Annotated in this window: 20 protein-coding genes and 3 pseudogenes; 8 read left to right on the top strand and 15 right to left on the bottom strand. The window is 57.2% G+C overall.

What is annotated here, in order from left to right:
- Nucleotides 1–267 precede the first annotated feature (267 nt).
- The 3 genes and pseudogenes from nadA to ACCD02_RS12600 all read right to left on the bottom strand — a co-directional run.
- Nucleotides 268–1,326, bottom strand: a complete 1,059-nt coding sequence (nadA, locus tag ACCD02_RS12610) for a quinolinate synthase NadA (RefSeq protein ID WP_413301831.1) — start codon at nt 1,324–1,326, stop codon at nt 268–270.
- Nucleotides 1,327–1,425: 99 nt separating this feature from the next.
- A pseudogene (locus ACCD02_RS12605) lies at nt 1,426–1,653 on the bottom strand (methyl-accepting chemotaxis protein); the annotation flags it as partial.
- 24 nt (nt 1,654–1,677) lie between these two features.
- A pseudogene (locus tag ACCD02_RS12600) lies at nt 1,678–2,406 on the bottom strand (PAS domain-containing protein); the annotation flags it as partial.
- Nucleotides 2,407–2,819: 413 nt separating this feature from the next.
- On the opposite strand from ACCD02_RS12600, the gene ACCD02_RS12595 reads away from it, so the two are divergent.
- On the top strand, nt 2,820–4,130 hold the full coding sequence (locus tag ACCD02_RS12595; RefSeq protein ID WP_413301884.1) for a virulence factor family protein: 1,311 nt from the start codon (nt 2,820–2,822) through the stop codon (nt 4,128–4,130).
- 6 nt (nt 4,131–4,136) lie between these two features.
- Here the strand turns inward: ACCD02_RS12595 and ACCD02_RS12590 are convergent, their stop codons facing one another.
- From ACCD02_RS12590 to ACCD02_RS12580, 3 genes are all read right to left on the bottom strand, one after another.
- A complete protein-coding gene (locus ACCD02_RS12590) occupies nt 4,137–4,796 on the bottom strand; it encodes an HAD-IA family hydrolase (RefSeq protein WP_413301828.1) in 660 nt (219 codons plus the stop codon).
- A gap of 21 nt (nt 4,797–4,817) precedes the next feature.
- Nucleotides 4,818–5,192 carry a RidA family protein gene (locus ACCD02_RS12585; RefSeq protein WP_413301825.1) on the bottom strand — a complete coding sequence of 125 codons (375 nt, stop codon included), beginning with the start codon at nt 5,190–5,192 and terminating at the stop codon, nt 4,818–4,820.
- A 91-nt stretch (nt 5,193–5,283) separates the two neighbouring features.
- On the bottom strand, nt 5,284–6,408 hold the full coding sequence (locus ACCD02_RS12580) for an alanine racemase (RefSeq protein WP_413301822.1): 1,125 nt from the start codon (nt 6,406–6,408) through the stop codon (nt 5,284–5,286).
- Between the two features lie 87 nt (nt 6,409–6,495).
- Between ACCD02_RS12580 and ACCD02_RS12575 the strand changes: the two genes are divergently transcribed.
- From ACCD02_RS12575 to ACCD02_RS12565, 3 genes are all read left to right on the top strand, one after another.
- Nucleotides 6,496–7,401, top strand: a complete 906-nt coding sequence (locus ACCD02_RS12575) for a LysR family transcriptional regulator (RefSeq protein WP_413301819.1) — start codon at nt 6,496–6,498, stop codon at nt 7,399–7,401.
- Nucleotides 7,402–7,563: 162 nt separating this feature from the next.
- A complete protein-coding gene (locus tag ACCD02_RS12570; RefSeq protein WP_413301816.1) occupies nt 7,564–8,853 on the top strand; it encodes an OprD family porin in 1,290 nt (429 codons plus the stop codon).
- Between the two features lie 463 nt (nt 8,854–9,316).
- The gene (locus ACCD02_RS12565; protein ID WP_413301813.1) at nt 9,317–10,213 is read left to right on the top strand and encodes a TauD/TfdA dioxygenase family protein; all 897 of its coding nucleotides are present in this window, start codon (nt 9,317–9,319) and stop codon (nt 10,211–10,213) included.
- 307 nt (nt 10,214–10,520) lie between these two features.
- On the opposite strand, the gene ACCD02_RS12560 is transcribed toward ACCD02_RS12565, so the two are convergent.
- Entirely contained in the window at nt 10,521–11,456 is a 936-nt protein-coding gene (locus ACCD02_RS12560) for a 2-hydroxyacid dehydrogenase (protein ID WP_413301810.1), read from the bottom strand.
- Nucleotides 11,457–12,116: 660 nt separating this feature from the next.
- On the opposite strand from ACCD02_RS12560, the pseudogene ACCD02_RS12555 reads away from it, so the two are divergent.
- From ACCD02_RS12555 to ACCD02_RS12545, 3 genes and pseudogenes are all read left to right on the top strand, one after another.
- Nucleotides 12,117–13,247, top strand: a pseudogene (locus tag ACCD02_RS12555) (HAMP domain-containing protein); the annotation flags it as partial.
- 141 nt (nt 13,248–13,388) lie between these two features.
- Nucleotides 13,389–14,102 carry a methyl-accepting chemotaxis protein gene (locus ACCD02_RS12550; RefSeq protein ID WP_413301881.1) on the top strand — a complete coding sequence of 238 codons (714 nt, stop codon included), beginning with the start codon at nt 13,389–13,391 and terminating at the stop codon, nt 14,100–14,102.
- Nucleotides 14,103–14,119: 17 nt separating this feature from the next.
- The gene (locus ACCD02_RS12545; protein WP_413301807.1) at nt 14,120–15,055 is read left to right on the top strand and encodes a substrate-binding domain-containing protein; all 936 of its coding nucleotides are present in this window, start codon (nt 14,120–14,122) and stop codon (nt 15,053–15,055) included.
- A gap of 130 nt (nt 15,056–15,185) precedes the next feature.
- On the opposite strand, the gene ACCD02_RS12540 is transcribed toward ACCD02_RS12545, so the two are convergent.
- The 8 genes from ACCD02_RS12540 to ACCD02_RS12505 form a co-directional block, all read right to left on the bottom strand.
- The gene (locus tag ACCD02_RS12540; RefSeq protein WP_413301804.1) at nt 15,186–15,308 is read right to left on the bottom strand and encodes a hypothetical protein; all 123 of its coding nucleotides are present in this window, start codon (nt 15,306–15,308) and stop codon (nt 15,186–15,188) included.
- Between the two features lie 12 nt (nt 15,309–15,320).
- Complete coding sequence (locus ACCD02_RS12535) at nt 15,321–15,689, bottom strand: response regulator (protein ID WP_413301802.1); 369 nt, start codon at nt 15,687–15,689, stop codon at nt 15,321–15,323.
- Nucleotides 15,690–15,724: 35 nt separating this feature from the next.
- Nucleotides 15,725–17,062: an HD domain-containing phosphohydrolase gene (locus ACCD02_RS12530; protein ID WP_413301799.1), complete on the bottom strand. Its 1,338-nt coding sequence runs from the start codon at nt 17,060–17,062 to the stop codon at nt 15,725–15,727.
- 2 nt (nt 17,063–17,064) lie between these two features.
- On the bottom strand, nt 17,065–18,420 hold the full coding sequence (locus ACCD02_RS12525; RefSeq protein WP_413301797.1) for an ATP-binding protein: 1,356 nt from the start codon (nt 18,418–18,420) through the stop codon (nt 17,065–17,067).
- The gene (locus ACCD02_RS12520; protein WP_413301794.1) at nt 18,407–19,018 is read right to left on the bottom strand and encodes a chemotaxis protein CheC; all 612 of its coding nucleotides are present in this window, start codon (nt 19,016–19,018) and stop codon (nt 18,407–18,409) included. Before ACCD02_RS12520 ends, ACCD02_RS12525 begins: the two co-directional genes overlap by 14 nt.
- Nucleotides 19,018–19,377 (bottom strand): response regulator, encoded by a 360-nt coding sequence (locus tag ACCD02_RS12515; RefSeq protein WP_413301791.1) that lies wholly within the window; start codon nt 19,375–19,377, stop codon nt 19,018–19,020. Before ACCD02_RS12515 ends, ACCD02_RS12520 begins: the two co-directional genes overlap by 1 nt.
- 181 nt (nt 19,378–19,558) lie before the next feature.
- Complete coding sequence (locus tag ACCD02_RS12510) at nt 19,559–20,188, bottom strand: response regulator (RefSeq protein WP_413301788.1); 630 nt, start codon at nt 20,186–20,188, stop codon at nt 19,559–19,561.
- A 2-nt stretch (nt 20,189–20,190) separates the two neighbouring features.
- A complete protein-coding gene (locus tag ACCD02_RS12505) occupies nt 20,191–21,651 on the bottom strand; it encodes a PAS domain-containing protein (protein ID WP_413301785.1) in 1,461 nt (486 codons plus the stop codon).
- A gap of 228 nt (nt 21,652–21,879) precedes the next feature.
- Here ACCD02_RS12505 and ACCD02_RS12500 point away from each other — a divergent pair, with 228 nt between their 5' ends.
- Nucleotides 21,880–24,375, top strand: a complete 2,496-nt coding sequence (locus ACCD02_RS12500) for an ATP-binding protein (RefSeq protein WP_413301783.1) — start codon at nt 21,880–21,882, stop codon at nt 24,373–24,375.
- Nucleotides 24,376–24,429: the final 54 nt, after the last annotated feature.

Below are 24,429 nucleotides of genomic sequence, written 5' to 3'. Positions count from 1 at the left end.
TTCGCGAAAGCTTTATTCCGGACGCCGCCAATGTGTTGGATGTACTGGCCCCTTCGCGGATGAATCCGCTCCCACAAATTCGATGATATGCACACGCTATTGTGGGAGCGAATTCATTCGCGAAAGCGGTCATTCAGTCTCAGAAGATGCGTTGAATGCATCGGCCTCTTCGCGAATGAATTCGCTCCCACAGAATCCGCTCTTACAGAACTCGCTTCCACAAAGTTCGCCGCCACAGCATTTGCTCCAGCGACGACGCTATCAACCTCAGGCATTCCCCGCCAATTTCAGCCGCGCCGCCTGGGTGAAATCGAGCATGCGCTGCAACGGTCTCACGGCATTGGGAATCAACGCCGGGTCGACGAATATTTCGTTGGTCCCCTCGCGCAGGCACTGCAAGGTGCGCTCCAGGGTATTCATCGCCATCCATGGACAGTGCGCGCAACTGCGGCAGGCCGCGCCGTTACCGGCGGTCGGTGCTTCGATAAAGACCTTGTCCGGGCATAGCTGCTGCATCTTGTAGAAGATGCCGCGGTCGGTGGCGACGATGAAGGTCTTGTTCGGCAGGCGTTGCGCGGCAGCGATCAGTTGACTGGTGGAACCCACTGCATCGGCCAATTCGATAACGTTTTCCGGCGACTCCGGGTGTACCAGGATCGCAGCGTCCGGATACAGCGCCTTCATGTCTTCCAACTGGCGCGACTTGAACTCTTCATGAACGATGCAGGCACCGTCCCACAGCAGCATGTCGGCGCCGGTTTCCCGTTGGATATAACGGCCCAGATGCTTGTCCGGCGCCCAGATGATCTTCTCGCCGTTGTCCATCAGGCTCTCGACGATTTCCAGCGCGCAACTGGAAGTCACCACCCAGTCGGCCCGGGCTTTGACCGCCGCCGACGTATTGGCATACACCACTACGGTGCGCTCGGGATGCTGATCACAGAACGCCGCGAACTCATCCACCGGGCAGCCCAGATCCAGGGAGCAGGTTGCTTCCAGGGTCGGCATCAGGATGCGTTTTTCCGGGGTGAGAATCTTCGCCGTCTCGCCCATGAACTTCACCCCGGCCACCAACACGGTGCTGGCCGCATGATCCCGGCCGAAGCGCGCCATTTCCAGGGAGTCGGAGACACAGCCACCGGTTTCCTCGGCCAGGGCCTGGATCACCGGATCGCAATAATAGTGGGCAACCAACACAGCATTTTGTGCCTTGAGCTCGGCAGCAATGGCTGCGCGATAACCTGCCTCTTCCTCGGCCGTCAGCTCTTTGGGCTGCTTGGCATCGAGATGGGCCTGGACCAGAAGGCGTTCGGAAATCTTTGTCATTGTTCACTGGGCCTGAATGCGCACGGACGCGAAAGGCGCCAGTTTACACCTGAACAGATGGCAAAAAACGCCCACACCTCGGACCGCAGGTCATTCTCCCTGGCGGAGCATGGCCTGAATTTGTTGTACTGATTCTTGTGTGCGTTTGGCCAGATTCCTCACCTCATCCGCCACAACGGCGAAGCCTCTTCCCTGCTCGCCAGCCCGTGCTGCTTCAATGGCGGCATTGAGCGCCAGCAGGTTGGTCTGTTCGGCCACACTGCGAATCGCGCCAGCAACATTGGCGATCTTGCCGTAAGTCGTCTTGATGCCGTCCTGTTCGCGCACACGCAATGCATCGGCAGCCTTTTCATCGCTGATATCGCGCACAGCGCCAATGACCCGCAGCAGCACACCCTGAGCATCACGCAGGCAACGCCCCCGCTCGCGATACCAGGTCTCGCCACGGCTTTTGTGGCGCATGCGATATTCAACGACATAGGCGCTCTGATCGTCGCCTCTGGCGATGTAATCACCGAAAACCTGCATCACGGTGTTCAAGTCGTCGGCGTGGATGACCGCGAAGAAACTGTCCCAGCCATCAGGGAACTCCTCGCGGCTGTAGCCGATAAGATGACGAAATTGATCGGACCAGCGAATCACATTGTCCCTATGGTCCGCGTTGCCATCGACCACACTCAGGTCCCAGCAACCTTCGGTCAAGGTCTGCCGGGTCAGCTCCCAGGCCTGCTCGTCCTGTTGCCAGCGAGCGTGTTCAAGGGCATGAGCCGCCGACTCATCGCGCAACTGTTGCACAGTACTTTCCAGAGACTGACAGCGACTCTCGGCGTCAGCCAATCGATCAACCAGCGCCTGATAGTATTCCTGGCTACAGGGTGGCTCAGGCCTCGACGCATACTCGCGTTGCAGGCTCAGCCGTGCCTGCCATTGCTCGTTGAGCTGATTCAGGGCTGCAAGCAGTTGCGGATGACGGATGAGGCGCGAGGTTGGAGGAATGACCGGCGCCTGTTCGGCCAGCAATTGGCCCACTATCGACGAAAGATCACCCGCCAGCGCTTTGGCTGCATCGTTGAACCACATGGGCGATTCCTCCTGAAAACGATCCATGCTTACGGTAGGGCAAAGCCTTGCGTGGGAAACTCTCCTTAAAGAGGTAGCTCTTTGGAGATAGACCAAAACGAGGGACCACCAAAATAACGCCGTAAAGATGACGCCATTAACCACTCAAATGAGTGAACTCTGCTGAGGTATGGCAAAACGACATCCTTTTGTCGCCGAACTGTAAATATTTACTGACATTCGCGTTACAAACGGCATAGGATCGCCGCCATAGCCCCCCTCATTACACATTCGAAGGTCTTCTCGACCCACGTCGATACCCCCGGCAGCAAGCTCAGCCGATACAGGCCCCACTGCCGGATTCCCTCCGCGCGGCGTGGACGACTACACCCGCGGTCCTGAGCACACAGGCCCTGATTGGATTGATGAAAGACATGACCCGACGCTGGCGCATTCTCCTGGTAACCCTGCTCGCCCTGTGCCTGGCGGCAGCGGCCGTGACCTGGTATCGCGCCGTTCAGAAAGCCAGTCGCAAGCCCCCCGTCGTCGTGCTGGAAACCGTCGACCATTCGACCCTGGCCGGTGGCTCGGCCCTGACCCAGGTGCTGCCGAAAAACCCGGCGCAGGTGCGTATCGCCCTGGCCGTTACCGCCGATGCCTTGTTGTCCGACGCCCAACTGCAGAAATTAAGCCGCGATACAGCCGCGCAGATTGTTCAGGTCGTGTTGCCGCAAGCCGCCTGCTCGGTGCAACAGCTAGCGTTCAATCAGGCACTGGAAAAACTTCCCGAAGCACCGAACGTCGTCGCAGGCATCGGCGTCGGCGGGACTCTGGCCTGGCATTGGCTGGCGGCACAGAGCAACGACAAGGCTGAAGCCATTTCCGTGGGCTTTAACCTGCAGCACAATTGCGACATCCCCCTGCCCAAGCGGGCCGCCCACGGCCACTGGATGGTGTCCTGGCGCGACAGCCCGGATGAACAACTGGCTGCGTTCGTCCATGACCAGCCCAATGCCAACACGCGTCTGAGCCACAGCAGCACCGACCTGACCAAAATGCTCTGCCGCGAGCTACGTCTGAAATTGATCGGCGAGAAAGCCGTCAGCAATGGCTTGGGCCATTCCATCGTCGAGCTGCCCGCCGCGCAACGCTCCGACACCGTGACCCTGTTCCTCTCCGGCGACGGTGGCTGGCGTGACCTGGACAAGGAAATGGCCGGACACATGGCCGCCATGGGTTACCCCGTGGTCGGCATCGATGTGTTGCATTACTACTGGGAGCACAAGGCCCCCGAAGAAACCGCCGACGACCTGGCGGAACTGATGCGTAACTACCAACAGAAGTGGGGCACCAAGCATTTCATTCTCGCCGGTTATTCTTTCGGTGCCGATGTCATCCCAGCGGTGTACAACCGCCTGGACCCGGACGACCAGAACCGTATCGACGGCATCATCCTGCTGGCCTTCGCCCGCAGCGGTAACTTCGAGATCAACGTCAGCGGCTGGCTCGGCGCGGAAGGCAAAGAGGCCATCACCGGTCCTGAGATGGCTCAGTTGCCCGCCTCCAAAGTGCTGTGCGTGTATGGCGTGAAAGAGAAGCACAAGAGCGGCTGCACCGAGAACACCGCCGTCGGCGAAATCATCTCGCTGCCTGGCAGCCACCACTTCGACCGCGACTACGAGTCACTGGCCAAACGCCTGGTCACCGCCATCGACAAGCGCCAGGGGCGCATCGCCGCTCAGTAAGCGACCTCAGGACGCCGACCCGAGACCCGCCAGGTCCGCCGCCAGAGTCTCCAGGGTCGGGCGCATGATCAGGGGCGCCGGGGCACCTTGTGGCGCAGCAAGACCGACGCGGTTATGCCAGATAGTCGGCAGGCCCACTTTCTCGGTGCCGAACAGGTCATAGGCGGAACCGGCAACAAACACCGCATTGGCTGCAGCGATATCCAGCGTCTTCAGAGCCAGACGGTAAGGCGCCGGATCCGGTTTATAGAAACCAGCCTGCTCGGAAGTGATCACCACATCGAAAGGCACACCCAACAGATCGGCCGCCTGCCGCCCCAGCTTCTCCGAACAATTGGTGACAATACCCAGCTTATAGTGAGGCTTCAGCGTCGCCAGCACCGCCTTGGCCTCGGGCCAGGCCTGCAATTCGCCCCAACGGGCTTCCAGCTCCGCCGCAGCCTGACGACCCAGCCCTACCTCAACAGCGGCTTCCTCAACCAGGGTTTCATACGGCCGATAGCTACCGCAGCCGTAGGTCGCCTTGAGATAAGCCATGCGCCAGGTACGACCCATTTCCTCGGACCCGGCGACGCTATTCCACAAGGTCCAGGAGTCCAGCAAAGCGGTAAGCAGATCAAACAGCACCAGTTGCACAGGGTTGTTCGCGGCGTTATTCAACGTCATGTCTTCAGATCCTGTTCAGGGTTAACGAATTTCAGCCACGGCGGTGATTTCCACCAGGGCACCGTGATGCAGTTCGCCGCAGGGAATGATTGCCCGCGCCGGCCGGTGTTCACCCATCACGGCGGCATAAAGTGCATTGACCGTCGGCCAGTACTGCACGTCGGTGATGAATATCTGCACGCTGACCAGACTCGCCAGCGAGGTATCGGCGGCATTCAGCACCGCCTCGACATTGGCCATGGCCTGGGTGAACTGCGCTTCGATGCCGTCGGCAAAGCCGGCCGTTGCCGGAATGAACGGCAGTTGGCCGGAAACAAAGAGCAAATTCCCCGAGACCACGCCATGGGAGTAATGGCCGCCTGGGGCAGGGAGTTTTTCTGAGGTGATTATTTTCACTTATGCCTTCCCGTTGGTTTTTGAAATGCTCACTGGTACAAAAAGTGGTCCGTTCGCGGGCAAGCCTCGCTCCAACGACGGTCCAGGGACATTACCAACCGGCAATGCGCGACCAATATCCGACACTGCGCCCCTCGCTCAGGACGTGATAGCCACCATGCTGGGCCGAAGTGGCGCAGGCATGGTTGGGCAGAATGCGCAACTGCGTACCCACGGGTAATGCACTGGCCAGGTCGAGGTTGCCGGAGCGCGACGCAATGATCCCGTGCTCCTGATTGGCCGCCGTGACGATCAGGTCGTCAATGGGCTGCCCGGCCAGATCGCAGACGATGCCGTAGCCCTGATCCACCGTCTGTTTGGCCGTACCGCGATCACGAGACAAAGCCATCCAGCCGGCATCGACAATGGTCCAGCCCTTTTCCGGTTGATGGCCGATTACCGTGGTCAGTACCGATACGGCAATGTCCTGCACCTGACATACGCCCAGCCCGGCCATGACCAGATCGAAGAAGGCGAATACCCCTGCCCTGACTTCAGTGATGCCGGACAGGTCCTGAGTAAACAGCGCCGTAGGGGTTGAGCCGACACTGATGATCGACAGGGCGAATCCCGCTTCTTCCAGCAAGCGCGCAGCGTCAACCACGGCGGCGCGCTCCTGACGGGCGTAGGCCTCGATTTCGCCGATGCTGCGGCTGTCGTAGGAGTTTCCCGCGTGGGTCATTACGCCGCTGACCATGACGCCACTGCCCAGCAACAATTGCGCAACCTCCACCAACAGCGGCGAGTGCGGCGGTATACCCGAGCGATGCCCGTCGCAATCCACCTCCAGCAGCACCTCGAAGGCCGTCCCATTGGCGCGGGCAAAGTCGGCCAGTAGCCGTGCGCTGTCCAGGTTATCCAACACCAGCTTGAGCGCAGCACCCTGCTCGATCAGGCGCGCTGCATGGGCAAACTTGTTGGGGGCGATGCCGACGCCGTAGAGGATGTCGGTAAAACCGGCGGCGAAGAAGAAGTCCGCCTCGCGCAATGTCGAGACCGTGATCGGCCCGCGCCCGCCAGCGAACAAGCGCTGGGTCACTTCCAGGGATTTATTGGTTTTGACATGTGGCCGCAACGTCACATTGAACGGCGCCAGCTTGTTGCGCATGCGCCGGATGTTGCTGTCCAGGCGATCAAGGTCCAGCAGCAGTGCTGGGGTTTCGAGTAAGTCGTGCATGTGTGTTCTCCGGTAATGGCGCTATTCTAAGCCGCTAAAACCGCTGAAAACTTTAATCTCCCTGACTCATGGATTCAGTAAAACTTAATGACTGATGCCGTCGACATTCGCTTTCTGCTGGTCATCCGCGAGAGCAGCAGCCTGCTGCAAGCCTCCCGCAAACTGGGCCTGACACCCTCGGCGGTAACCCAGCGCCTGCAACAAATGGAGAAGAGGCTCGACATTCGCCTGCTCGACCGCTCCTCCCGGCAACTGCGCTTCACCGACGAAGGCGAGATGCTGTGCCTGCGCGGCGCCGAGCTGATCCAGCAGTTCGACGCCCTGCTCGATGACTTGCAGGAACGCCGCGGCGGCTTTGTCGGCAAACTGAAAATCAATGCGCCCTTTGGCTTCGGCAGACAGTACGTGGCACCGGCAGTGTCAGCCTTTCAGCGCCTGCACCCGGAAGTCGAAATCGCCCTGACCTTATCCGATCAGCCATTGCTGGAAGTCAGTGATCGCTTCGATGTGGTGATCCATATAGGCGAGCTGCGCGCCTCCAACCTGATCTGCCATGCCATCGCGCCCAACCGCCGTTTTATCTGCGCTTCACCGGCCTTCATCGAGCGCCACGGCCTGCCCGAGAACCCCGAACAACTCGCCGACCTGCCCTGCATCGCCCTGCGGGAAAACAACGAAGACGTGACGCTCTGGCACTTCACCCGCGCCCGCAAGACCCAGAGCGTGCGCATCCGCCCGGTGCTGAGCTGCAACGACGGCAACGTGATTCGTCAGTGGGGTTGCGAAGGCCAGGGCATCATCCTGCGTTCGGAATGGGATGTGGCCCAAGCCTTCGCCGAGGGCTCGTTGGTGCGCTTGTTGCCAGCCTGGAAACTGCCCGATGCCGATGTGGTAGCGCTGACGCATCAGCGTGAAGGACTGCCCGCACGCACGCGTAATTTCATGGGTTTTCTGCAGGCGTATTTTCGTCCACTGCCCGGTTGGCGGATATAAATGGACGATGATTAGTTATTCACTATACGTAGGTCGAATGGGCATGAGGCCCACCCTGTTTAATAATTCTGGCAACTAATAATTCCAATAAATCCCGATGCCTTGTTTGCTCAAGGCGTCGGCGATTGCTATTGGCCGTCAGAAAACAGTTGGAGCACTTTCATGTTGGTTAGCCCCTTCCGGACCCGCTTGGGCCTCGGCACGGTATCGCTGTGCGCGATGATTTTTTCTTCTGCCCAGGCGGCAGGTTTTATCGAAGACAGCAAAGCCACTGTCGAATCGCGCACGATGTATTTCAATCGGGACTTCCGCGATGGCAGCAGTTCAAACCCGCAGGGGGCGTCCAAGCGCGAGGAGTCGGGGCAAGGCTTTATTCTCAACTTCCAGTCCGGCTACACCCAGGGCCCGGTGGGCTTTGGTGTCGATGCCTTGGGTATGCTCGGCTTCCAGCTGGATTCAAGCCCGGATCGCAGCGGCTCAGGGCTGTTTCCCTCCAGTGGCAATAATCCACGCGGCTCCAGGGATCAGTACGCCAAGTTCGGCGCTGCGGGCAAAGTTCGCTACTCGAAAACCGTATTGAAATACGGTGCCATGATGCCCGACGTGCCGCTGCTCAAATATAACGACGGTCGCTTGTTGCCGAACATGTTCAACGGTGGCTGGCTGACCTCGGAAGACCTGCACGACTTCAAGTTTCTCGCCGCCCGCCTTGATCACTACACCGCGCGCGATTCAACTGACTCGCAGGATATTCGCCTGAACTGCAAGAACAAACGCTTTGCCTGCGACACCACCGGCAATCACTTCGACATGTATGGTGTGGATTACAAACTGTCGCCAAAGTGGACCGTGCAATATCACTACGCAGAACTTGAAAATGTCTACCGGCAGCACTTTGTCGGCCTGCTCGGCAATGAAAACATTGGCCCCGGCCTAGCCTCGGCGGACCTGCGGGTATTCAAGAGTGATGACGAGGGCTCGGCCCGGGCCAACGAGATCGATAACCGCGCCATCAGCACGATGTTCGGCTATGCCCTGGGCGGCCACAAAGTCGCCTTCGGCTGGCAGCGCATGCTCGGCGACAGTTCCATGCCCTACCTGGATGGCAGCAACCCGTACCTGGTCAACTACATCCAGATCAACGACTTCGCCGCCGCCCAGGAACGCTCCTGGCAACTGCGTTATGACTACGACTTCAAGACCCTCGGCGTGCCCGGCCTGAGCTTCCTGACCCGTTATGTGAATGGCGACAATATCAAGGTCGTTGGCAGCAATGACGAGGGCAAGGAATGGGAACGCGACAGCGAACTCAAGTATGTGGTGCAGAGCGGCACCTTCAAGGACCTGAGCCTGCGCCTGCGCAATGCGACCTTTCGCAGCAACTACGAGAAGTTTGCCCGGGATGTGGATGAGACGCGGGTGATCGTCAGCTATAACTTTTCGGTGCTGTAAGCACTTCCTGTAGCAACCGGGTTACAGAGTGTGGGAGCCCGGTTGCGTATTCGGAGCATTTCGGCGACCGCCGTAGCGGCAAGGATAGCGATCTGGCCTATGCCGGCCTGCACCTGATCGGGAGATCAAAAACCTGGTCGATGATTCTCTTGAGGACTGCACCGAGCGGCAGCTTTGAAACTTCATCTCAGGCCAGCTCAACGCTCGTACCGTATCGATAACGATCTACAGGTGCATCTGTTGCTACAGCAACAGTCATTCAGCAGAACTGCCGCGTTTTCAACAGCGGACCACGGCCAGGTGCCATCTCGACACCGGGTATTCCGGCACCAGGCCTCGCTGGTACGGCTCTTGCTCATGCCCTCTCATTGCAGAGCGCCGTAGAGCCCTCATTCTTCCTTCATTGCCTTGCGAAAAACCCGTGGGCGGGCACGCCTGCGTGATTGTCCGAGGAGTGACCGTAATGCCAGCTGCATCCCTGAATCCTGCCACTCGCCCCATCCCGTCTCAGGCCTTCACCATTCACCCCCTGGATGCCGCCCTCGGCGCTGAAGTCCATGGGCTGGACCTGAGCCAGCCGCTCAACGATAACGACTTTGCGCGCATCCACAGCGCCTGGCTCGAGCATGGCCTGCTGGTCATGCGCGACCAGCGGATAACCCCTGAGCAGCACATCGACTTCAGCCGCCGCTTCGGCCCGTTGCAGGTGCATGTGCTCAAGCAGTATCTGCTGGCCGATCACCCGGAAGTCTTCATCATTTCCAATATCGTCGAGAACGGTCAGCCGATCGGCCTGGGCGATGCAGGAAAATTCTGGCATTCGGATCTTTCCTACGTGGAGTTCCCCAGCAAAGGGGCCATGCTGCTGGCCCAGGAGTTGCCGGAAGAAGGCGGCGATACCCTGTTCGCCAGCCAGCAACGAGCCTACGAGACCTTGCCTGACGAATTGCGCCGCCGTCTAGAAGGCAAACGCGCGGCACATTCCTACACCGCACGTTATGCCGATGAAGTGTTCAAGGGCGTACGCCGCCCTACCCTGACCCCGGCGCAACTGGCCGAGGTCAGGCCCGTCGTCCACCCGGTGGTGCGCACCCATCCGGAAACCGGGCGCAAAGGGCTGTTCGTTAACGAGAACTTCACCACCCATATCCTCGACCTGCCCGATGATGAAAGCCGAGCACTGCTCGCCGAGCTGTATGCCCATAGCATCAAACCGGAATTTATCTACCGTCATCAGTGGCAGGCCAATGACCTGCTGTTCTGGGACAACCGCGCCCTGATCCATCTGGCGACGGGCTGCCCCAGTCACCTGCGCCGGCGCATGCATCGCACGACCATTCAGGGCGATGTGCCAGTCTGACGCCCTACCCAGCCTGAATACCGTTCGATGACAAACACGTTGTAAAGCCATATTCAAATGGCTTTACAAACCTGAAATATATAAATTATCAGGAATATCGCTCCACACCATGATACCCACGACTCGTCATTGTCTTCATTGGCAGTATTCGAGCTGCGGCGAAACGCAATGTAGCCACCGGCGGGAATAACCATAAGAGCGCGACTGAAATCCTGCAACTGGCCACGGGCTGTATGGACGGGTGCAACAGTTCAAGGCCAAGCGTTAATAATTATGAAGGCTCTTCGACCGGCCATTAAGTAGAGCATTATTCCGAGACTGGCGTTAATACAGGTCGACCATTGAAGTGCGCTTGCAGGTTATCCAGTGCAAGTTGAACAGTCGCCAGTACCGCTTCGGGCGAACGCCCGCCGATGTGCGGGGTAAAGATAACATTGGGCTGTTTCAATATTGCGCTCGGTACATTGGGCTCACCCTCGATAACATCAAGTGCAGCGCCAGCAATACGCCCCCGCTCCAGCGCATCAATCAGGGCATTAGTGTCTACCACACTGCCTCGGGCAATGTTGACGAGAAAGCCCTGAGTGCCTAACGCATCAAGTACAGCAGCATCGACCAGACCGGCAGTTGCAACACCACCCGGGGTGGCCACGATCAGGAAATCCGACCATTCGGCGAGGGCGACAGGCGAAGGGAAATAGAGTTGCGGCGATCCATCGCGAGGCCTGCGGCTGTGATAACCAATCGTCATGCCGAAACCCAGACCAGCTCGTCGCGCAATCTGCTCGCCGATGCTGCCAAGCCCCAGAATGCCCAGCTTCTTGCCGGAGATCGACGGACGCATCTGGCGAGATTGCGCCCACTCGCCGCGCCTCACCGCCGCATCCGCCTGGACCACACCACGGGCAATCGCCATGAGCAGCATCATTGCGTGATCAGCAACCGAGGCATTATTGACCCCCGGCCCATTGGTGACAATGACGCCGCGAGCCGCAGCGGCAGCCAAATTGATATTTTCGTAGCCCGCGCCCAGTGCGCAGATGACTTCCAGTTTTGGCAGTGCGGCGATCTGCTCCGCTCTCAGCCCCGTTGAACCGTTGGTCAGTACGGCACGGATAACGGGCCCCACCGCTTCGATCAGCTTGGGGTTGTTGACCGCGACATGAAGCTCGAAGCCTCCAGTCTCGAGACGGGCCAGATGCTCGGGATCGAGTGCAATGACAATCAGCAGAGGGACGGGCATGACTGAACCTCGGTGAGCGGCGACACCGCAGCATAAGCTTTCACAGCTTTTTTGAGTGCAAAAAAAATCCGGAAAATTCGCACTTTCGTGGACCTTCCGGATTTTCGAAATGGTGGGCGTGTGGGATTCGAACCTACGACCAATTGGTTAACGGCTTACGCGTTTGCGTATGAAAACCTGGGTATCGGTAATTCATAGATATTGAGCAATGCCACAACGCCAGCCCAGCCATTTTGAAGCTGCCGATGTTCATGGAGCGCTGACGTTTGGTCGCTAGAGGCCCTTCCGAGGCTATAGCCGTCACCATTGCGGCAATCAACCGCGAGACTTGGGCATTCACAAACTGATCTATTAAAACAATGACCTACAGAGACAACTAAGCTTCCTTCATCTCGGCGTACCGCAGAGCAACAGGATCCGGCCCCTACGGCTGATCGAAAAAACCTTAACGTACGATTTTTTCCAAACTCTACGGGCTCCCCGAGTCCGTCGCCCACTTGCCTGACGAGGGTGCATCGGCCTAGATGAAATCGTCAGGCCAGACCTATAGCTTTCTATTTGAACGCCGATATCTACTCAAGCGGACCAAAGCATCCCGGCGCTGTGTGCCTGCCACATAGCTGTTCTTGACTGCGAACATAATAATAAAAGAGGACAACCATGACCATTCTGCAACGGGTGATTGGTGGGTTTGCCGTGTTGGTGGTTTTATTGCTCGCCATGGCAGGCATCAGCTACCAGAGCACCCATTCAATCAGCGACCGCTTGACGATCATCACCAGCCAGTCGGCGCCGTTGAGTCGTGCTGCCAGCGAGCTTTACGTGCATATCCTGCGAGCCAACCAGGCATTGCAGGCGGTGCTGATCAGCAATGACCCCAAGCAGATCGACGACGGCAAGCAGCCGTTCAACGACAGCCTGGCGCGCTTCAATCAATTGCTCGAGAGCATTCCCACCTACCTGGGCGATCGGCCGTCAATGCGCGACAACCTGGCCCAACAGCGCGTGCTCAGCGGGGCGTACGCCGAGCAGGCGCAGACGCTGATGACAACCCACCGCCAGCATGTGGAGCAGGTGGCCCAGACCCGCATTCTGCAAAGTTACAGCAGCAGTCAGGCGGTGCAGTTGACCAGCTACCTGCGTGACTACATCGTCCGCGAGCGTAGTGCCGGGGCCGATGAGCACGTCGCCGCCGCAGAGAAACTGCTGCTGGAAGTTAATAAATCCTACGACAGCCTGGCTGCGAACGGCACGACGCCGGATATTGTGACTTTGCAGCGCCTCCTCAACCTGCAGGACGAAGTGATCAGTTCCCGTTTTCAGGCGCTTATTGCCGTGGATGCAAGGGCGGGCCGCATCGTCGGGGTCATGGTCAACCGTTTGCTCAATGACCTGACCGGCAATGACGGTTTGTACCGAGCCTACCAGCAGGAAGCAACGTTCGCCGATCAGGTTGGCCAGCAACGCCAGGCCGCAGAAACCCGCTTGCAGGCGACTCTGGAGAAGATCGGTCAGTTTGGCAGTCAGTCGCTTGAGGTGGCCAGCGCCGCCAAGACCGATGCCGACGCCACCATCGGCACCAGCCTCAGCCTGCTGCTGATTGCCTGTGTGCTGGCCGTAATCGCGGCGGTGGTGGTCGGCACGTGGGTCGCCTTCAGCCTGCGGCGCCCCTTGGAAGCGTTTCGCGAAGTCCTGAAGCAGTTGACCGGCGGCGACATGCGGGTGCGCTTTGACGTCCGCCGCCGCGATGAGTTCGGTGAATTGGGCGGCTACCTGAACGAGTTGACTCAGGCCCTGCAGGCCACCTTTAGCCAACTGATCGGCTCTGCCGACAACCTGGCGCAGTCGGCAAGCGATAACGCGTTGGCGAGCGAGCAGACTACCCGTGTAGTGGATGAACAGAAAGACCGCCTGCACTCTGCGGCCTCGGCCATGACCGAGATGGAAAGTACCGTGGAGGAAGTTGCACGGCGCGCCAACGACACGCGCAGCGCAGTGGACGATACCAACGACCTGACCCACAAGGTGCAGCAGCGCGTGGCCGAGACCATCACCCACATCCGCCACCAGGCAGAGCAGGTGAACAAGGCCACGGTAGTCACTGACGAACTGCAAAAGTACGGTCAGAAAATCGACGGGATTGTCGATGCGATTCGCACCATCGCCGAGCAAACCAACCTGCTTGCCCTCAACGCTGCCATTGAGGCGGCCAGAGCCGGTGAACAGGGCAGGGGTTTTGCGGTGGTAGCCGACGAAGTCCGCTCCCTGGCCAGCCGCACTCAGGCGTCGACCAGCGAGATCCAGGAGATGATCGGCCAGATGCAGGGCAAGATTCATTCAGTGGTTCAGGTCATGAACGAAAGCCAGGTGCAATCCAACCACTGCGTGACCCTGGCGACTGGCGCCGATGAACTGCTGGTGGCGATGAGCGACGCCGTGGGAACAATCCGTGACATGAACCTGCAGATCGCGGCGGCCGCCGAAGAGCAAAGCGCCACGGTGCAGGAAACCAGCCGCATGGTGACTCAAATCAACGACTCGGCCCAGCAAACGGCAGAAGGTGCCGAGCGCAGCGCCAGCAGCAGCCAGGACCTGTCCGACATGGCCAAAGTGCAGCGCGAGCTGCTCCATCATTTCAGCGTTTGACGCTCGGGAGAACCGACATGAAACAATGGTTAACGCTTGCCCTGAGTGCCGGTCTTTGTGTCACCAGTCTGGCCCAGGCCGCCACGCCGCTGCTGGGCGTGGGCATGGCCAAATACGACGATAACTTTCAGAGCATCCTGCGCAATGGTGTGCAGAAGCACGCCGCCGTACTACAAGCCGACCTCTTCATGGAAAACGGCGAGAACAACGTCGACTTGCAGATGCGCCAGTTCCGCAACCTGGTCAATTCGAAGGTCGACGCCATCGTGGTCGCGATGGTCAATGGCAAGAGCGCCGCGGAAATGATGCGCCTGGCAACGGCCGCAAAAATCCCGCTGGTGTTCATCAACCGTAATCCCGACCCCGAAAAATGGCCGGCGCAGACTGCTTTTGTCGGGTCCAATGAGCTGGAATCAGGCACCCTGCAAATGGAAGAGCTGGCCCGCCGCGCCAACTACAAGGGTAACGTGGTGATCCTGATTGGCGACCCGAGCAACAAGTCCTCCTTGATGCGCACCGAAGACGTGGAAAAAGTCGTCGCCAAGTACCCGAACATGAAGGTCGTACAAAAGAAGGTCGGCAACTGGGAACGCAGCCAGGCGGCGACCATCCTCATCGAATGGGTGAAGCAGGGCGTGGATTTTTCGATTGTCGCGGCCAATAACGACGAGATGGCGATTGGTGCGATCATGGGCCTGGAAAAAGCTGGCAAGAATGCCAAGGACTATTGGGTCGGCGGCATTGATGGCACACCCGATGGCCTGAAGCTGATGGCCGACGGCAAGATGGCAGTGAGTGTGTTCCAGGACGCCGTTGGCCAAGCCAACGGAGCGGTCGAAGCCGCGCTGCGCCTGGCCCGCGGTGAGGTCCTGGATTCGCCGGTGATCTGGGTGCCATTCAAACTGATTACCCCGGAGAACCGCCAGCAGTTCGTCAGTCGCGAAAATGAATGACAACGTGCAGAACCGTAAACTGCTGACGCATCAGCGGGAGATGGCCTCCCAAGCGATTTACCTCGGTCTTGGCACCGATCAGCAGCTGTACACCTGCTGCATCTATTTGCACGACATTATATAAATCGTTTTATATTTCCCGGGCCAGAGGAATCAAATCCAGCAAAAACTCTTGTTGGGCAATAGCCGTGATCATGATCAGGTCTCCTTCCTTGACGACTATTCGCTCCAACAGGCGATCGGTGCCGAACATAATACGTCCTCGCTATATAAGGATCAGGCGATAAACCATCGCCAGCAGAATCGGTGGCTGGAATGGCTTGGCTATCCAATGCTTGACCCCCATGTTCAGGCCGCGCCGCCGGCTCGCGTCATCGACTCCCGTCGTCAACATGATGACAGGTGTGAATCTATAGGTCGGCAAACGCCGGACTTGCTCGACAAAGGCCACGCCGTCCATTGCGGCCATATCCATATCAACCAGGATGAGATGTGCCTTACCTTTGCCCAACCAGAGAAGGGCCTCGCTCGCCTCACAGCTGTCCACTGCGTCAAACCCGTCCCCCTTGAGGGTGATATACAGCATTCGGCTGAGGGAAGCCGATTCACTCACTATTAGAAGCGTTTGAACCATGGGGCGCACTCCAGCTGGACGGGTGATTGGATGCCTCAATTCATTGTTTCAACCTCAGCGTCAGCCCGGATAAACACGGTGAAATGCCCACCATCGACAGCTTCAAAAGATCTCAGTTTTTCAATCAGCAAAGCGGTAAGCACTTTGCCCTCGTTCAACAACAGCATGCCGTTGCTCGCGTTCAGGTTTCGATCAAGTACCATCCCGGGCAGTAAGCGTCGTACTTCCAGCATCTTGACCGAAGGGTCGATAAAGTTTTCCGGCAGGTAATGGGTGCAGATATCAATAAACGACTCGATCAGCTCAGGATCGTAGAGGTGGGATTTGTTGTGGCGCAGGTATGCAAGCACTTCGTCACGAGTCAGGTAGCGATCCAATACCAATGCGCATTGCAGCTCCACGTAGTCAACCGCCAGCTTCAGGATTCGCGCACCCAGCGGGATGGCCTGCCCCACAAGGTGGTCAGGGAAACCGCTGCCATCCCAATGTTCCTGATGATGACGGATCAGAAGGTTGGCATCCTGCAATGGCTCAAGTGCCATCAACAGCGCTTCACCCTTGCCGGGATAACTTTTGTAGGCATCGGTTTGCGTGCGTAGCAGCAGATCGGCAGAGCCCAACAACATCGAGTCGCTCCAGCCAAACTTTCCGACATTGTAAAGGGCCGCGGCCATGCAAAGATTACGGCTATCCGCCTCATTGAACCCAAGATGGGCGCAGTAAGCGCGCACGACTTCAATGACGCGCTGGTTGGTCTGGCGATCGCGCGGCAGCCGCTGGTTGACCATTAGCGAAAATACTTCAGTAGTGGTCACATAGCTGTGCCGCAACTCGTCATAGGCGAGATCAAGCATGTCTGCGGTCTGCTGCACCTCCGCCGTACGCGCCCTGACCCGTTGCTCAAGGTCGTTATTGAGATCATGCAGAGTGTCATTTTGCTCGCGGATGAGTTGGAGCAGGTTATCCCGATCACGGCGTACGCTCTGCATTTCCAGAGCCCGGTCCAGCGTGAGCAGCAGTTCCTCGTCGCTCCATGGCTTACTGATATAGCGAAAGATGTGCCCTTCATTGATCGCCCTGGTGATCATGTCCATGTCGGCATAACCAGTCAGCAGAATACTCATGCACTCAGGATCGCGCTCATACACCTGACTAAGCAGGGTCGGTCCATCCATAAATGGCATGCGTGCATCGCTGACAATCAGGTCAATGTGATGCAACTCGAAAAGGTCCAGTGCCTGGGCACCACTGGTCGCTAACAGCAAGTCATACGGTTTGCCCCGTAGTACACGGCGCAGGCTGTTGAGAATGTTCTCTTCGTCATCCACCAGCAAGAGTGTGTAGCGTTTTTCGCTCAAGGATACGGCGCTCATGATCAGTTTCCTTCAACAGCAGCGATGGAGGGATCTGCTACCTGGGGTTGGCGCAATGGCAACCACACGCGAAAGCGACTGCCCTGCCCCGGCTCGCTCTCGACAGTGAGCTTTCCATGGTGTTTGACGACGATGTTGTAGGACAGCGACAAGCCAAGACCCGATCCCATGCCTACTGGCTTGGTGGTGAAGAACGGCTCGAATATCCGGTTCTGGATATCAATAGGGATGCCATGCCCGTTATCAGCAACTTCGATGAATACCCCGTCGCCTTCGCGGCCGCTGCTAAGGGTGATTTCCCCATTGGCACCAACAGCGTGACTGGCATTGATGATCAGGTTAAGGAACACTTGATTGATCTGCGAGCCCATACATTCGATCGGTTCAATATCGCCGTAGTACTTAATCACTTGCGCCTTGAACTTGATCTCGTTCCAGATGACGTTAAGGGTGCTGTCCAGCCCCTTGTGCAGATCGGCCAGTTGCCATTCACAGCTATCAACGTGGGAAAACTCGCGCAAGTCCTTGACGATGCGATTCACCCGATCAAGGCCTTCGGCCGATTCGGACAATAGATCATTGATGTCTTCACGCAGAAAGCTGTAGTCGGTCTTGTCGCGGAGTACTGCAAGCTCAGGGTGGGCCTGGACATGACCTTCGTCACAGGCATGCTCATGGGCATCGATCAGAGCGAACAGATCCACCAGATAACGACGCAGGCTGTTGACGTTGCAAGAAACAAAGCCGATCGGGTTATTGATCTCGTGAGCGACTCCTGCTGCGAGTTGACCGATTGCAGCCATTTTCTCTGATTGCAGTAACTGCGCCTGAGCCTCCTCAAGGCGTGCGATCAGACGCGCCTGGGCGCTTTTTTCCGCTTCAAGCAACTCGTTGAGTTGCGCCAACTCCAATTGACGTGCAGCAGTGTCGGTCGCATCGCTGATGGCCAGACCAACGCCCAAGGAGCCGCCATTGGCATCTTGTACCGGGAAGAACGTGCAGTTCTGATACATGTGCCTGACGGTACCGCTGATAGGCCGGGTGCTACTGAAATTGAAAAGGTGTGGCCGTTGCTGCCATGAAGTGAACGCGAAATTCTGCAAAGTGAAGACGCTATTAATTTTTTGCCTGACCCAGCGCTCCGGCAACTCAGGAAATGCTTCGAACAGCGTGTGCCCAATCAAGGCCTCAACCGGGCGACCACTGTTTATGGACATGAAGTGATTGGAGAACAGTACTTTGTAGTCTTGGTCAACCAGCAACACGCCCATGTTGATGGCCTTGAGCATCGACTCAAAGGTTTCTCGGGATATTGCCTTGAGGTCTGTCATGAAGATGTTCCTTTCAAAGCCCTTCAAGCAAACGATCGATCGCCCGAACGACGATCCCCGCAGTCCGTTCAGTGATGCAAATCAGCAAATCACAGGAGAACAGATGAGCCTGAACCTCGAAGCGAATTTCCAGCACCATCGCCAAGTGTTCATTCAGGTTCAACTTCTCAAGACCATTCTGCGGTTCTTCGCTATGCACCAGAATCGACGGTGCGTCGTAGCTCACCTGGATGGCCACCTGCCGGGCCAGGCCACTGATGCAAGCACCGGATAGTATGTTAGTGACGTCGAGCATCAACTCTTCCTGTTGCTCCGGGCCTCCTCCTTCATAACCCAGTAGCTCAGCAAGCTCATTGGCCCCCATGGCGCCGAAACAGACGAACACTTCCCCACGTAACTCGCCGAGGAACGACTGGCGAGTCACGATCATTGAACTGCTGCGCAGATGATCAGGAATCGATAGGTTGTTCTGTTCCCGCACCAATGGGTGAATGAAAGGAACTGAGAGCGTAACTATGGTATTGGTCAATAGGGCCAGACGTTCTGCTGCCTGCCCCATGGCAATATTCATCAGTTCCTGCAATGCGTCGCGTTGATCTTCAGTCAGTGCGGCCAAGGTTTCCATCACAGCACTCCTATGCGGTGCAAAGCACTGAGTACGGCATCAGCAGTAACCGGCTTAGCCACAAATGCAGCAGCGCCCAGTTCCATTACCCGTTGTCTCGCCAGAGGCTGAATATCTGCGCTGATCACTACAACCACTACATTGGCGTCTTCACGCTTGAGGGCTTCGAGCGTCTGGAAGCCATCCATAACGGGCATGGTCAAATCAAGAAACAGTAGCTCCACCAGCCCCGCATGGTATGCCTCCATCACTTCGGCACCGTTGCAGGCCTGGCGGATATCGTCAGTCAGCACTGCGGGTAATGAACGCAAGACCAGCTTGCGGGACATGGATGAGTCATCGGCTATTAGAACTTTCATGGCGCGCTCCACCTTTCTGAAGTGTCCTGCCGCCTCGTTAGAGACCGAAGGTGAAATCATTCTTCAGGACTTGAGGCTACCTTCATGCCTTTTATGGCAATACGCCATCAGGCAATACTGATAATGCGCTAGGGATTTGCGAAGGGCGTAGGGATTTCCCTACAAGGCTTGCCAGGATGTTTTAGATCCAGTCCTGGCTGATGGCATAACGCACGATATCTACGTTGGAGAGAAAGCTCATTTTTTCCATTAGCCGAGCTTTGTGAGTGCTGACAGTCTTGTTGCTGATCATCAAACGCTGCGCAACTTCGTTCACACTCAAACCCTGGGCGAGCAGGCGCAGAATCTGGAATTCACGGTCCGAGAGACTTTCGCTGAGTTCTATCGGACCAGGCGTTGTGCTTTGCAGAGCAATCTGCTCTGCCAACACAGGATCGAGATATCGGCCTCCAGCAGCGACCTTGCGAATGGCCGTAAGCAACGTCTCGGGGTCACGGTCCTTGGTCAGATAGCCTGAGGCTCCAGCGCGGAGGGCGCGCTGAGCAATGTGGGCCTCGTTGTGCATGCTCAGGATCAGAATCGGCAACAGTGGATAATGTGTGCGGATTCGCGCAATAAGACTTTCGCCACTCTCACCCGGCATGTTCATGTCCAGCAATAGCACGTCCACATCATGCGAGCGCAGACCATCAAGAACCTGGGCAGAATTCTCTGCCTCCGCCACCACCTCCAATTCTTTGACCAATGCAAACAATTGTTTAAGACCCTCACGCATGATCCGATGATCATCGGCTACCAGAAGATGAATCATGATCAGGTACTCCTGCGATCAGGAATCCATAGTCGTACGGTAGTACCGCCGCCAGGTACGCTGGATATTTCGGTGCTGCCCCCTAACATCAGGGCACGCTCACGCATGCCGAATAAACCAAGGGTCCTGCTGCCCAGCTTAGCTGTGTCGAAACCCCGGCCATCATCAACAATTTTTAGCAACCAGCGCTCGCCTTCATGCGTCAGCGTAACGTCCACACGCGAAGCATTGGCGTGCCTGGCAACATTGGTCAGGGACTCTTGGGTCACCCGGAAGACGGCCGTGGCGTCGCTATCATTCAACGCCGGGAGCTGCGTCGGCAAATCGAGGATACACGGCATCGACCATTGACGAGTGAACTCATCGGTCAGCCACTCCAGCGAGGCCGCCAGGCCCATATTCAGAGCCGAAGGCCGCAAGGAACTGGAGACGTTACGCACCACCTGTACCGTGCGGTCTGCAAGCTTTAAAAGGTTGCCCACCTGTTCTCCCAATGCAGGTAGTTGCGCACCATACTGGAATCTGAGCAGCGATATGCCCATGCGAATCGCGCTCAGGTACTGCCCCAGTTCATCGTGAATCTCTCTGGCGATCAGCTTGCGCTCCTCTTCACGTGCATTCTCTCGACTACTCAGCAAATCATGTAATTGGGCATTGGACGAAGCCAGGTTGCGTTGGGCGTTGCGCAATATCGAAATATCTCGAATGACTGCCAGCAAACTGGTCAGCCGTCCCTGCATATCCCGCTCAGGTACCAGAGTGATCTGGAACACCCGTTGCCAGCGCCGGGAGCGTTGTCGCACATACTCATGCTCCACGACGCGCCCCTGTTCCACCGCCCCGGCTATGGCCTCAATCAACATCCGGGATTGCGCACCTGGCGGAAGGACTTCATCCAGCGTGCATTGCAACAAGTCTGCCTTGGCCTGGTTCAGCCACTGCTCCAGAATCGGATTGACATAAAGCAGGCGGCGGTCCGGGCTAAGGCGAGCAATACCGTCGGGAGAGTTTTCTACCAGGGTTCCAATTTCCTGCTGACGCTCACGCTCTTTGCGTTGCACCTCGCGAAGATCGGTGAAGTCGCGGGCAATGCAGACAATCCGCCGAATAACGCCAGCTTCGTCCTTCAACGGTACGAGATTGAAATGCACATAGAGTGGCTGGGCGCCACAGGGTAATAGCGTATCAAGCTCTATCGGCCCGGCTACGTCGATGCAGTGCAGGCAGATGGCTTCCACGATATCGGCCACTTCACGCGTCAGGACCTCCCCGATTGCTTTACCAACCACGTCGCTCTGGGCGCGTGCAAGTCGACGATAAAGGGAAGGGTTGGCCTCCAGGCAGGCCAACGTCGACGCCATGCCGATCTCCAGCAGGCACATCATATCCAGCGAGTGCTCGAAAATTTCCCGATAACGGGGCTCGCTATGCTCGAGCGCTTCCTGCGTCGTGATCGATTCCATGCATGCCGACATCCATAGGCTGAACTGAGACGATCATAGTCCAAAGCCAACAGGATGGGCGACGTGCTGCAGGCTTTTTGCCTCTAAGTCTCGTCGGTAATTGATTCCGCAGATAAGCGCTCATCTGCTTTGCTGTAATACGCTGGACTTTTCGGCAACTCGGCACAAAAATGATATCACAATGACATCACCCACTCGAATGAATGCCGGAACGGTCGGGAGCGCGATATGACCCAGGTCAAGCCCAGCCTTGAGTTTCGCCAATGGATCTGGCGGGCATTCCTGCGGACCAGCCTGGTTCCGCTGGTCATGGTCGAGTTTGCTTTATTGACAGTCTACTTCCTGGTCAATCAATCCATTCTCGACTCGCAAAGCGACTTTCTGCACCAAAATGCCACTCGCGACCTGGACGCTTCGGTAAGACAGAACGCCGATATTGTCGAAAGTCAATTGGAGCAGATCAGCACCCTGTCCCGCCTGCTTGCCAGGACGGTGGAGGCTGAGCTAGCCGAAACACTGCCTTACGAGCCCGCCAGTCTGGCCACCAGCCCGGACGGCGTGCGCTACAGTGCGGTAGATGACGGAAACGCGGCGTCGTTCTATTCCAATATCACGCCTCTGGATCGCCAGGACCTGGACAAGGTTACTCGTCTCAGCCACGTGGACTCCATGATGAAGGCGCTCAAGGAAAGCAATCTGCTGATTACCAGCGTCTACTTCAACAGTTCCGACAGCTACAACCGCATTTACCCCTGGATCGATACGCTGACCCAGTACCCCCATGACATGAACATCCCGTTATTCAATTTTTACTACCTGGCAGACAAAGACCATAACCCACTTCGCCAACCGGTTTGGACCGATGTGTATCTCGATCCGGCAGGTAATGGCTGGATGATGTCCGTGGTTGCACCGGTCTACCGCGGCGACACTCTTGAAGGCGTGGTGGGTATCGACATCACAGTGGACGCTATCCTGCAAAATATTGCCAGGCTCCACGTTCCCTGGGCTGGCTATCTGATGTTGGTGAGCAAGGAGCACACCATCATGGCTCTGCCGACGATCGCCGAAAGCGACTTCGGCTTACCCATGCTGGAACGGCGAGCCGGTTACAAAAACATCACACAAGAACACTTCAAGCCCACAGACTTTTCCCTGACATCCCACCCCAACCTTCGCCCTCTTGATCTGGCGTTAAAAAGTCGGCCAGACGGGTTGATTCCCGTAGAACTGAATAAACGCACGCACCTGATCGCCTGGAGCAGGGTCAATCCGGCTGGGTGGCACCTGCTGGCGGTGGTCGACGAGCATATTGTCATGCAGGAAACCCAGCATCTGGCCAAACACTTCAAGGATATTGGCTACCTGATGATCGCTGGCCTGATGGCCTTCTATACCGTTTTTTTCGCCTGCCTCTGGATGCGCTCACGGAGTCTAAGCCAACAACTCACCGCCCCCATAGTAGGCCTGGCCAACATGATGCGTGAAATCGGTCAGGGGAATTGGGCGCCCCAGGCTACTCGCTCAAGCATCAAAGAACTGAACGCCATATCCAGCCAAACCCTGGACATGGGCAGGCAACTGGCCTTGGCTGACGCTCGTCAGGAGTCGGCCCAGCAACGGCTGCAAATGGTGCTGGAAAGCGTCACCGAAGGTATGTGGGAATACTCTCCCCAGTCTGAAACTTTTATGTTCAAGGGCCCTCTGTGCACGCGCTTTGGGCTTGGGGAAAAAAACGTCTCGCCCAAGCAACTTCTAGGGCTCATGCCGGAGGAAGATCGGCAGGGCTTCCGACGCTTGCTAGAGGCAGCCCAAGCCAATGAGGCCCGCGTTGCCGAAGTCGAATTCCGCTTGCCTGATCGGCAGGGAGAATTGATCTGGTTGCTTTGCCGCGCCAGTACCTTGACCAGCCCTATCATTCGCCCTTCCCCCGTGGTCGGCACTTGCGTTGACATCGATAACCTCAAGCAGGTCGAGCAAGATCTACGCGAAAAAACCATCGATGCCCAAGCGGCAAGCCAAACAAAATCACGCTTTATCTCCAGCATGAGCCATGAACTCAAGACCCCGCTGAACGCGATTCTCGGATTCGCACAACTCAGCCAGATGCACCCGGAAGCAAGTACTGCGCAAACATATACGTACACCCAAGAGATCATGAACGCTGGCAAGCACCTGCAGCAGCTTGTCGACGATCTACTGGAATGGTCAAGCCTGCAGGCAGAAGCACCACGTCTTACGCTTAAACCTGTCGATGTCGATGCGTTGCTGCAGGAATGCCTGGCGATGATGACACCGCAAACCTTTGCTTTAGGGCTCTCGCTGGAGTTTCAGGCACCACCAAGGCCCTGCCACGTTTTAGCCGATAGCAGACGTCTCAAGCAGGTGCTTATCAACTTGTTATCGAACGCAGCCAAATACAACCATACGGGCGGGTCTATTGTCATGGGTGCTGAACTTGACGAATTGCAGCAGGTGGTCCGCCTTTTTGTCGAGGACACCGGACAAGGCATCGATGCAGATCTGCAAGAACAACTGTTCCGGCCTTTTCAGCGTCTGGGCAAGGAGAACTCGAAAATCCAGGGGACCGGGATCGGCCTGGCATTGTGTCAAGAACTGGCAGCACTCATGGGCGGCAGGATGGGTGTAATCAGCACAGTCGCGATAGGCAGTCGTTTCTGGATAGAGCTGCCGCATTATTTGAATCAGACATCAAGGATTTAAGTCAGCTTTAAAGGCCAAGATCAAATAAAAACCTGTGCCGCTCAGTATTTTCAG

The sequence above is a fragment of the Pseudomonas sp. Pseusp88 genome, assembly GCF_047303955.1.
Classification (GTDB): Bacteria; Pseudomonadota; Gammaproteobacteria; order Pseudomonadales; family Pseudomonadaceae; genus Aquipseudomonas.
This window is presented reverse-complemented; position numbering and strand designations above follow the sequence as displayed.

Bases quoted from the DNA above. Each gene is read 5' to 3' on its own strand.
- ACCD02_RS12515 (WP_413301791.1), bottom strand. From the start codon at position 19,377: ATGAAAGTTCTAATAGCCGATGACTCATCCATGTCCCGCAAGCTGGTC.
- ACCD02_RS12590 (WP_413301828.1), bottom strand. From the start codon at position 4,796: ATGACGTTGAATAACGCCGCGAACAACCCTGTGCAACTGGTGCTGTTT.
- nadA (WP_413301831.1), bottom strand. From the start codon at position 1,326: ATGACAAAGATTTCCGAACGCCTTCTGGTCCAGGCCCATCTCGATGCC.
- ACCD02_RS12570 (WP_413301816.1), top strand. From the start codon at position 7,564: ATGTTGGTTAGCCCCTTCCGGACCCGCTTGGGCCTCGGCACGGTATCG.
- ACCD02_RS12500 (WP_413301783.1), top strand. From the start codon at position 21,880: ATGACCCAGGTCAAGCCCAGCCTTGAGTTTCGCCAATGGATCTGGCGG.
- ACCD02_RS12505 (WP_413301785.1), bottom strand. From the start codon at position 21,651: ATGGAATCGATCACGACGCAGGAAGCGCTCGAGCATAGCGAGCCCCGT.
- ACCD02_RS12560 (WP_413301810.1), bottom strand. From the start codon at position 11,456: ATGCCCGTCCCTCTGCTGATTGTCATTGCACTCGATCCCGAGCATCTG.
- ACCD02_RS12510 (WP_413301788.1), bottom strand. From the start codon at position 20,188: ATGATTCATCTTCTGGTAGCCGATGATCATCGGATCATGCGTGAGGGT.
- ACCD02_RS12580 (WP_413301822.1), bottom strand. From the start codon at position 6,408: ATGCACGACTTACTCGAAACCCCAGCACTGCTGCTGGACCTTGATCGC.
- ACCD02_RS12520 (WP_413301794.1), bottom strand. From the start codon at position 19,018: ATGGAAACCTTGGCCGCACTGACTGAAGATCAACGCGACGCATTGCAG.
- ACCD02_RS12530 (WP_413301799.1), bottom strand. From the start codon at position 17,062: ATGAGCGCCGTATCCTTGAGCGAAAAACGCTACACACTCTTGCTGGTG.
- ACCD02_RS12575 (WP_413301819.1), top strand. From the start codon at position 6,496: ATGACTGATGCCGTCGACATTCGCTTTCTGCTGGTCATCCGCGAGAGC.
- ACCD02_RS12550 (WP_413301881.1), top strand. From the start codon at position 13,389: ATGACCGAGATGGAAAGTACCGTGGAGGAAGTTGCACGGCGCGCCAAC.
- ACCD02_RS12540 (WP_413301804.1), bottom strand. From the start codon at position 15,308: ATGTTCGGCACCGATCGCCTGTTGGAGCGAATAGTCGTCAAGGAAGGA.
- ACCD02_RS12595 (WP_413301884.1), top strand. From the start codon at position 2,820: ATGACCCGACGCTGGCGCATTCTCCTGGTAACCCTGCTCGCCCTGTGC.
- ACCD02_RS12565 (WP_413301813.1), top strand. From the start codon at position 9,317: ATGCCAGCTGCATCCCTGAATCCTGCCACTCGCCCCATCCCGTCTCAG.
- ACCD02_RS12545 (WP_413301807.1), top strand. From the start codon at position 14,120: ATGAAACAATGGTTAACGCTTGCCCTGAGTGCCGGTCTTTGTGTCACC.
- ACCD02_RS12535 (WP_413301802.1), bottom strand. From the start codon at position 15,689: ATGGTTCAAACGCTTCTAATAGTGAGTGAATCGGCTTCCCTCAGCCGA.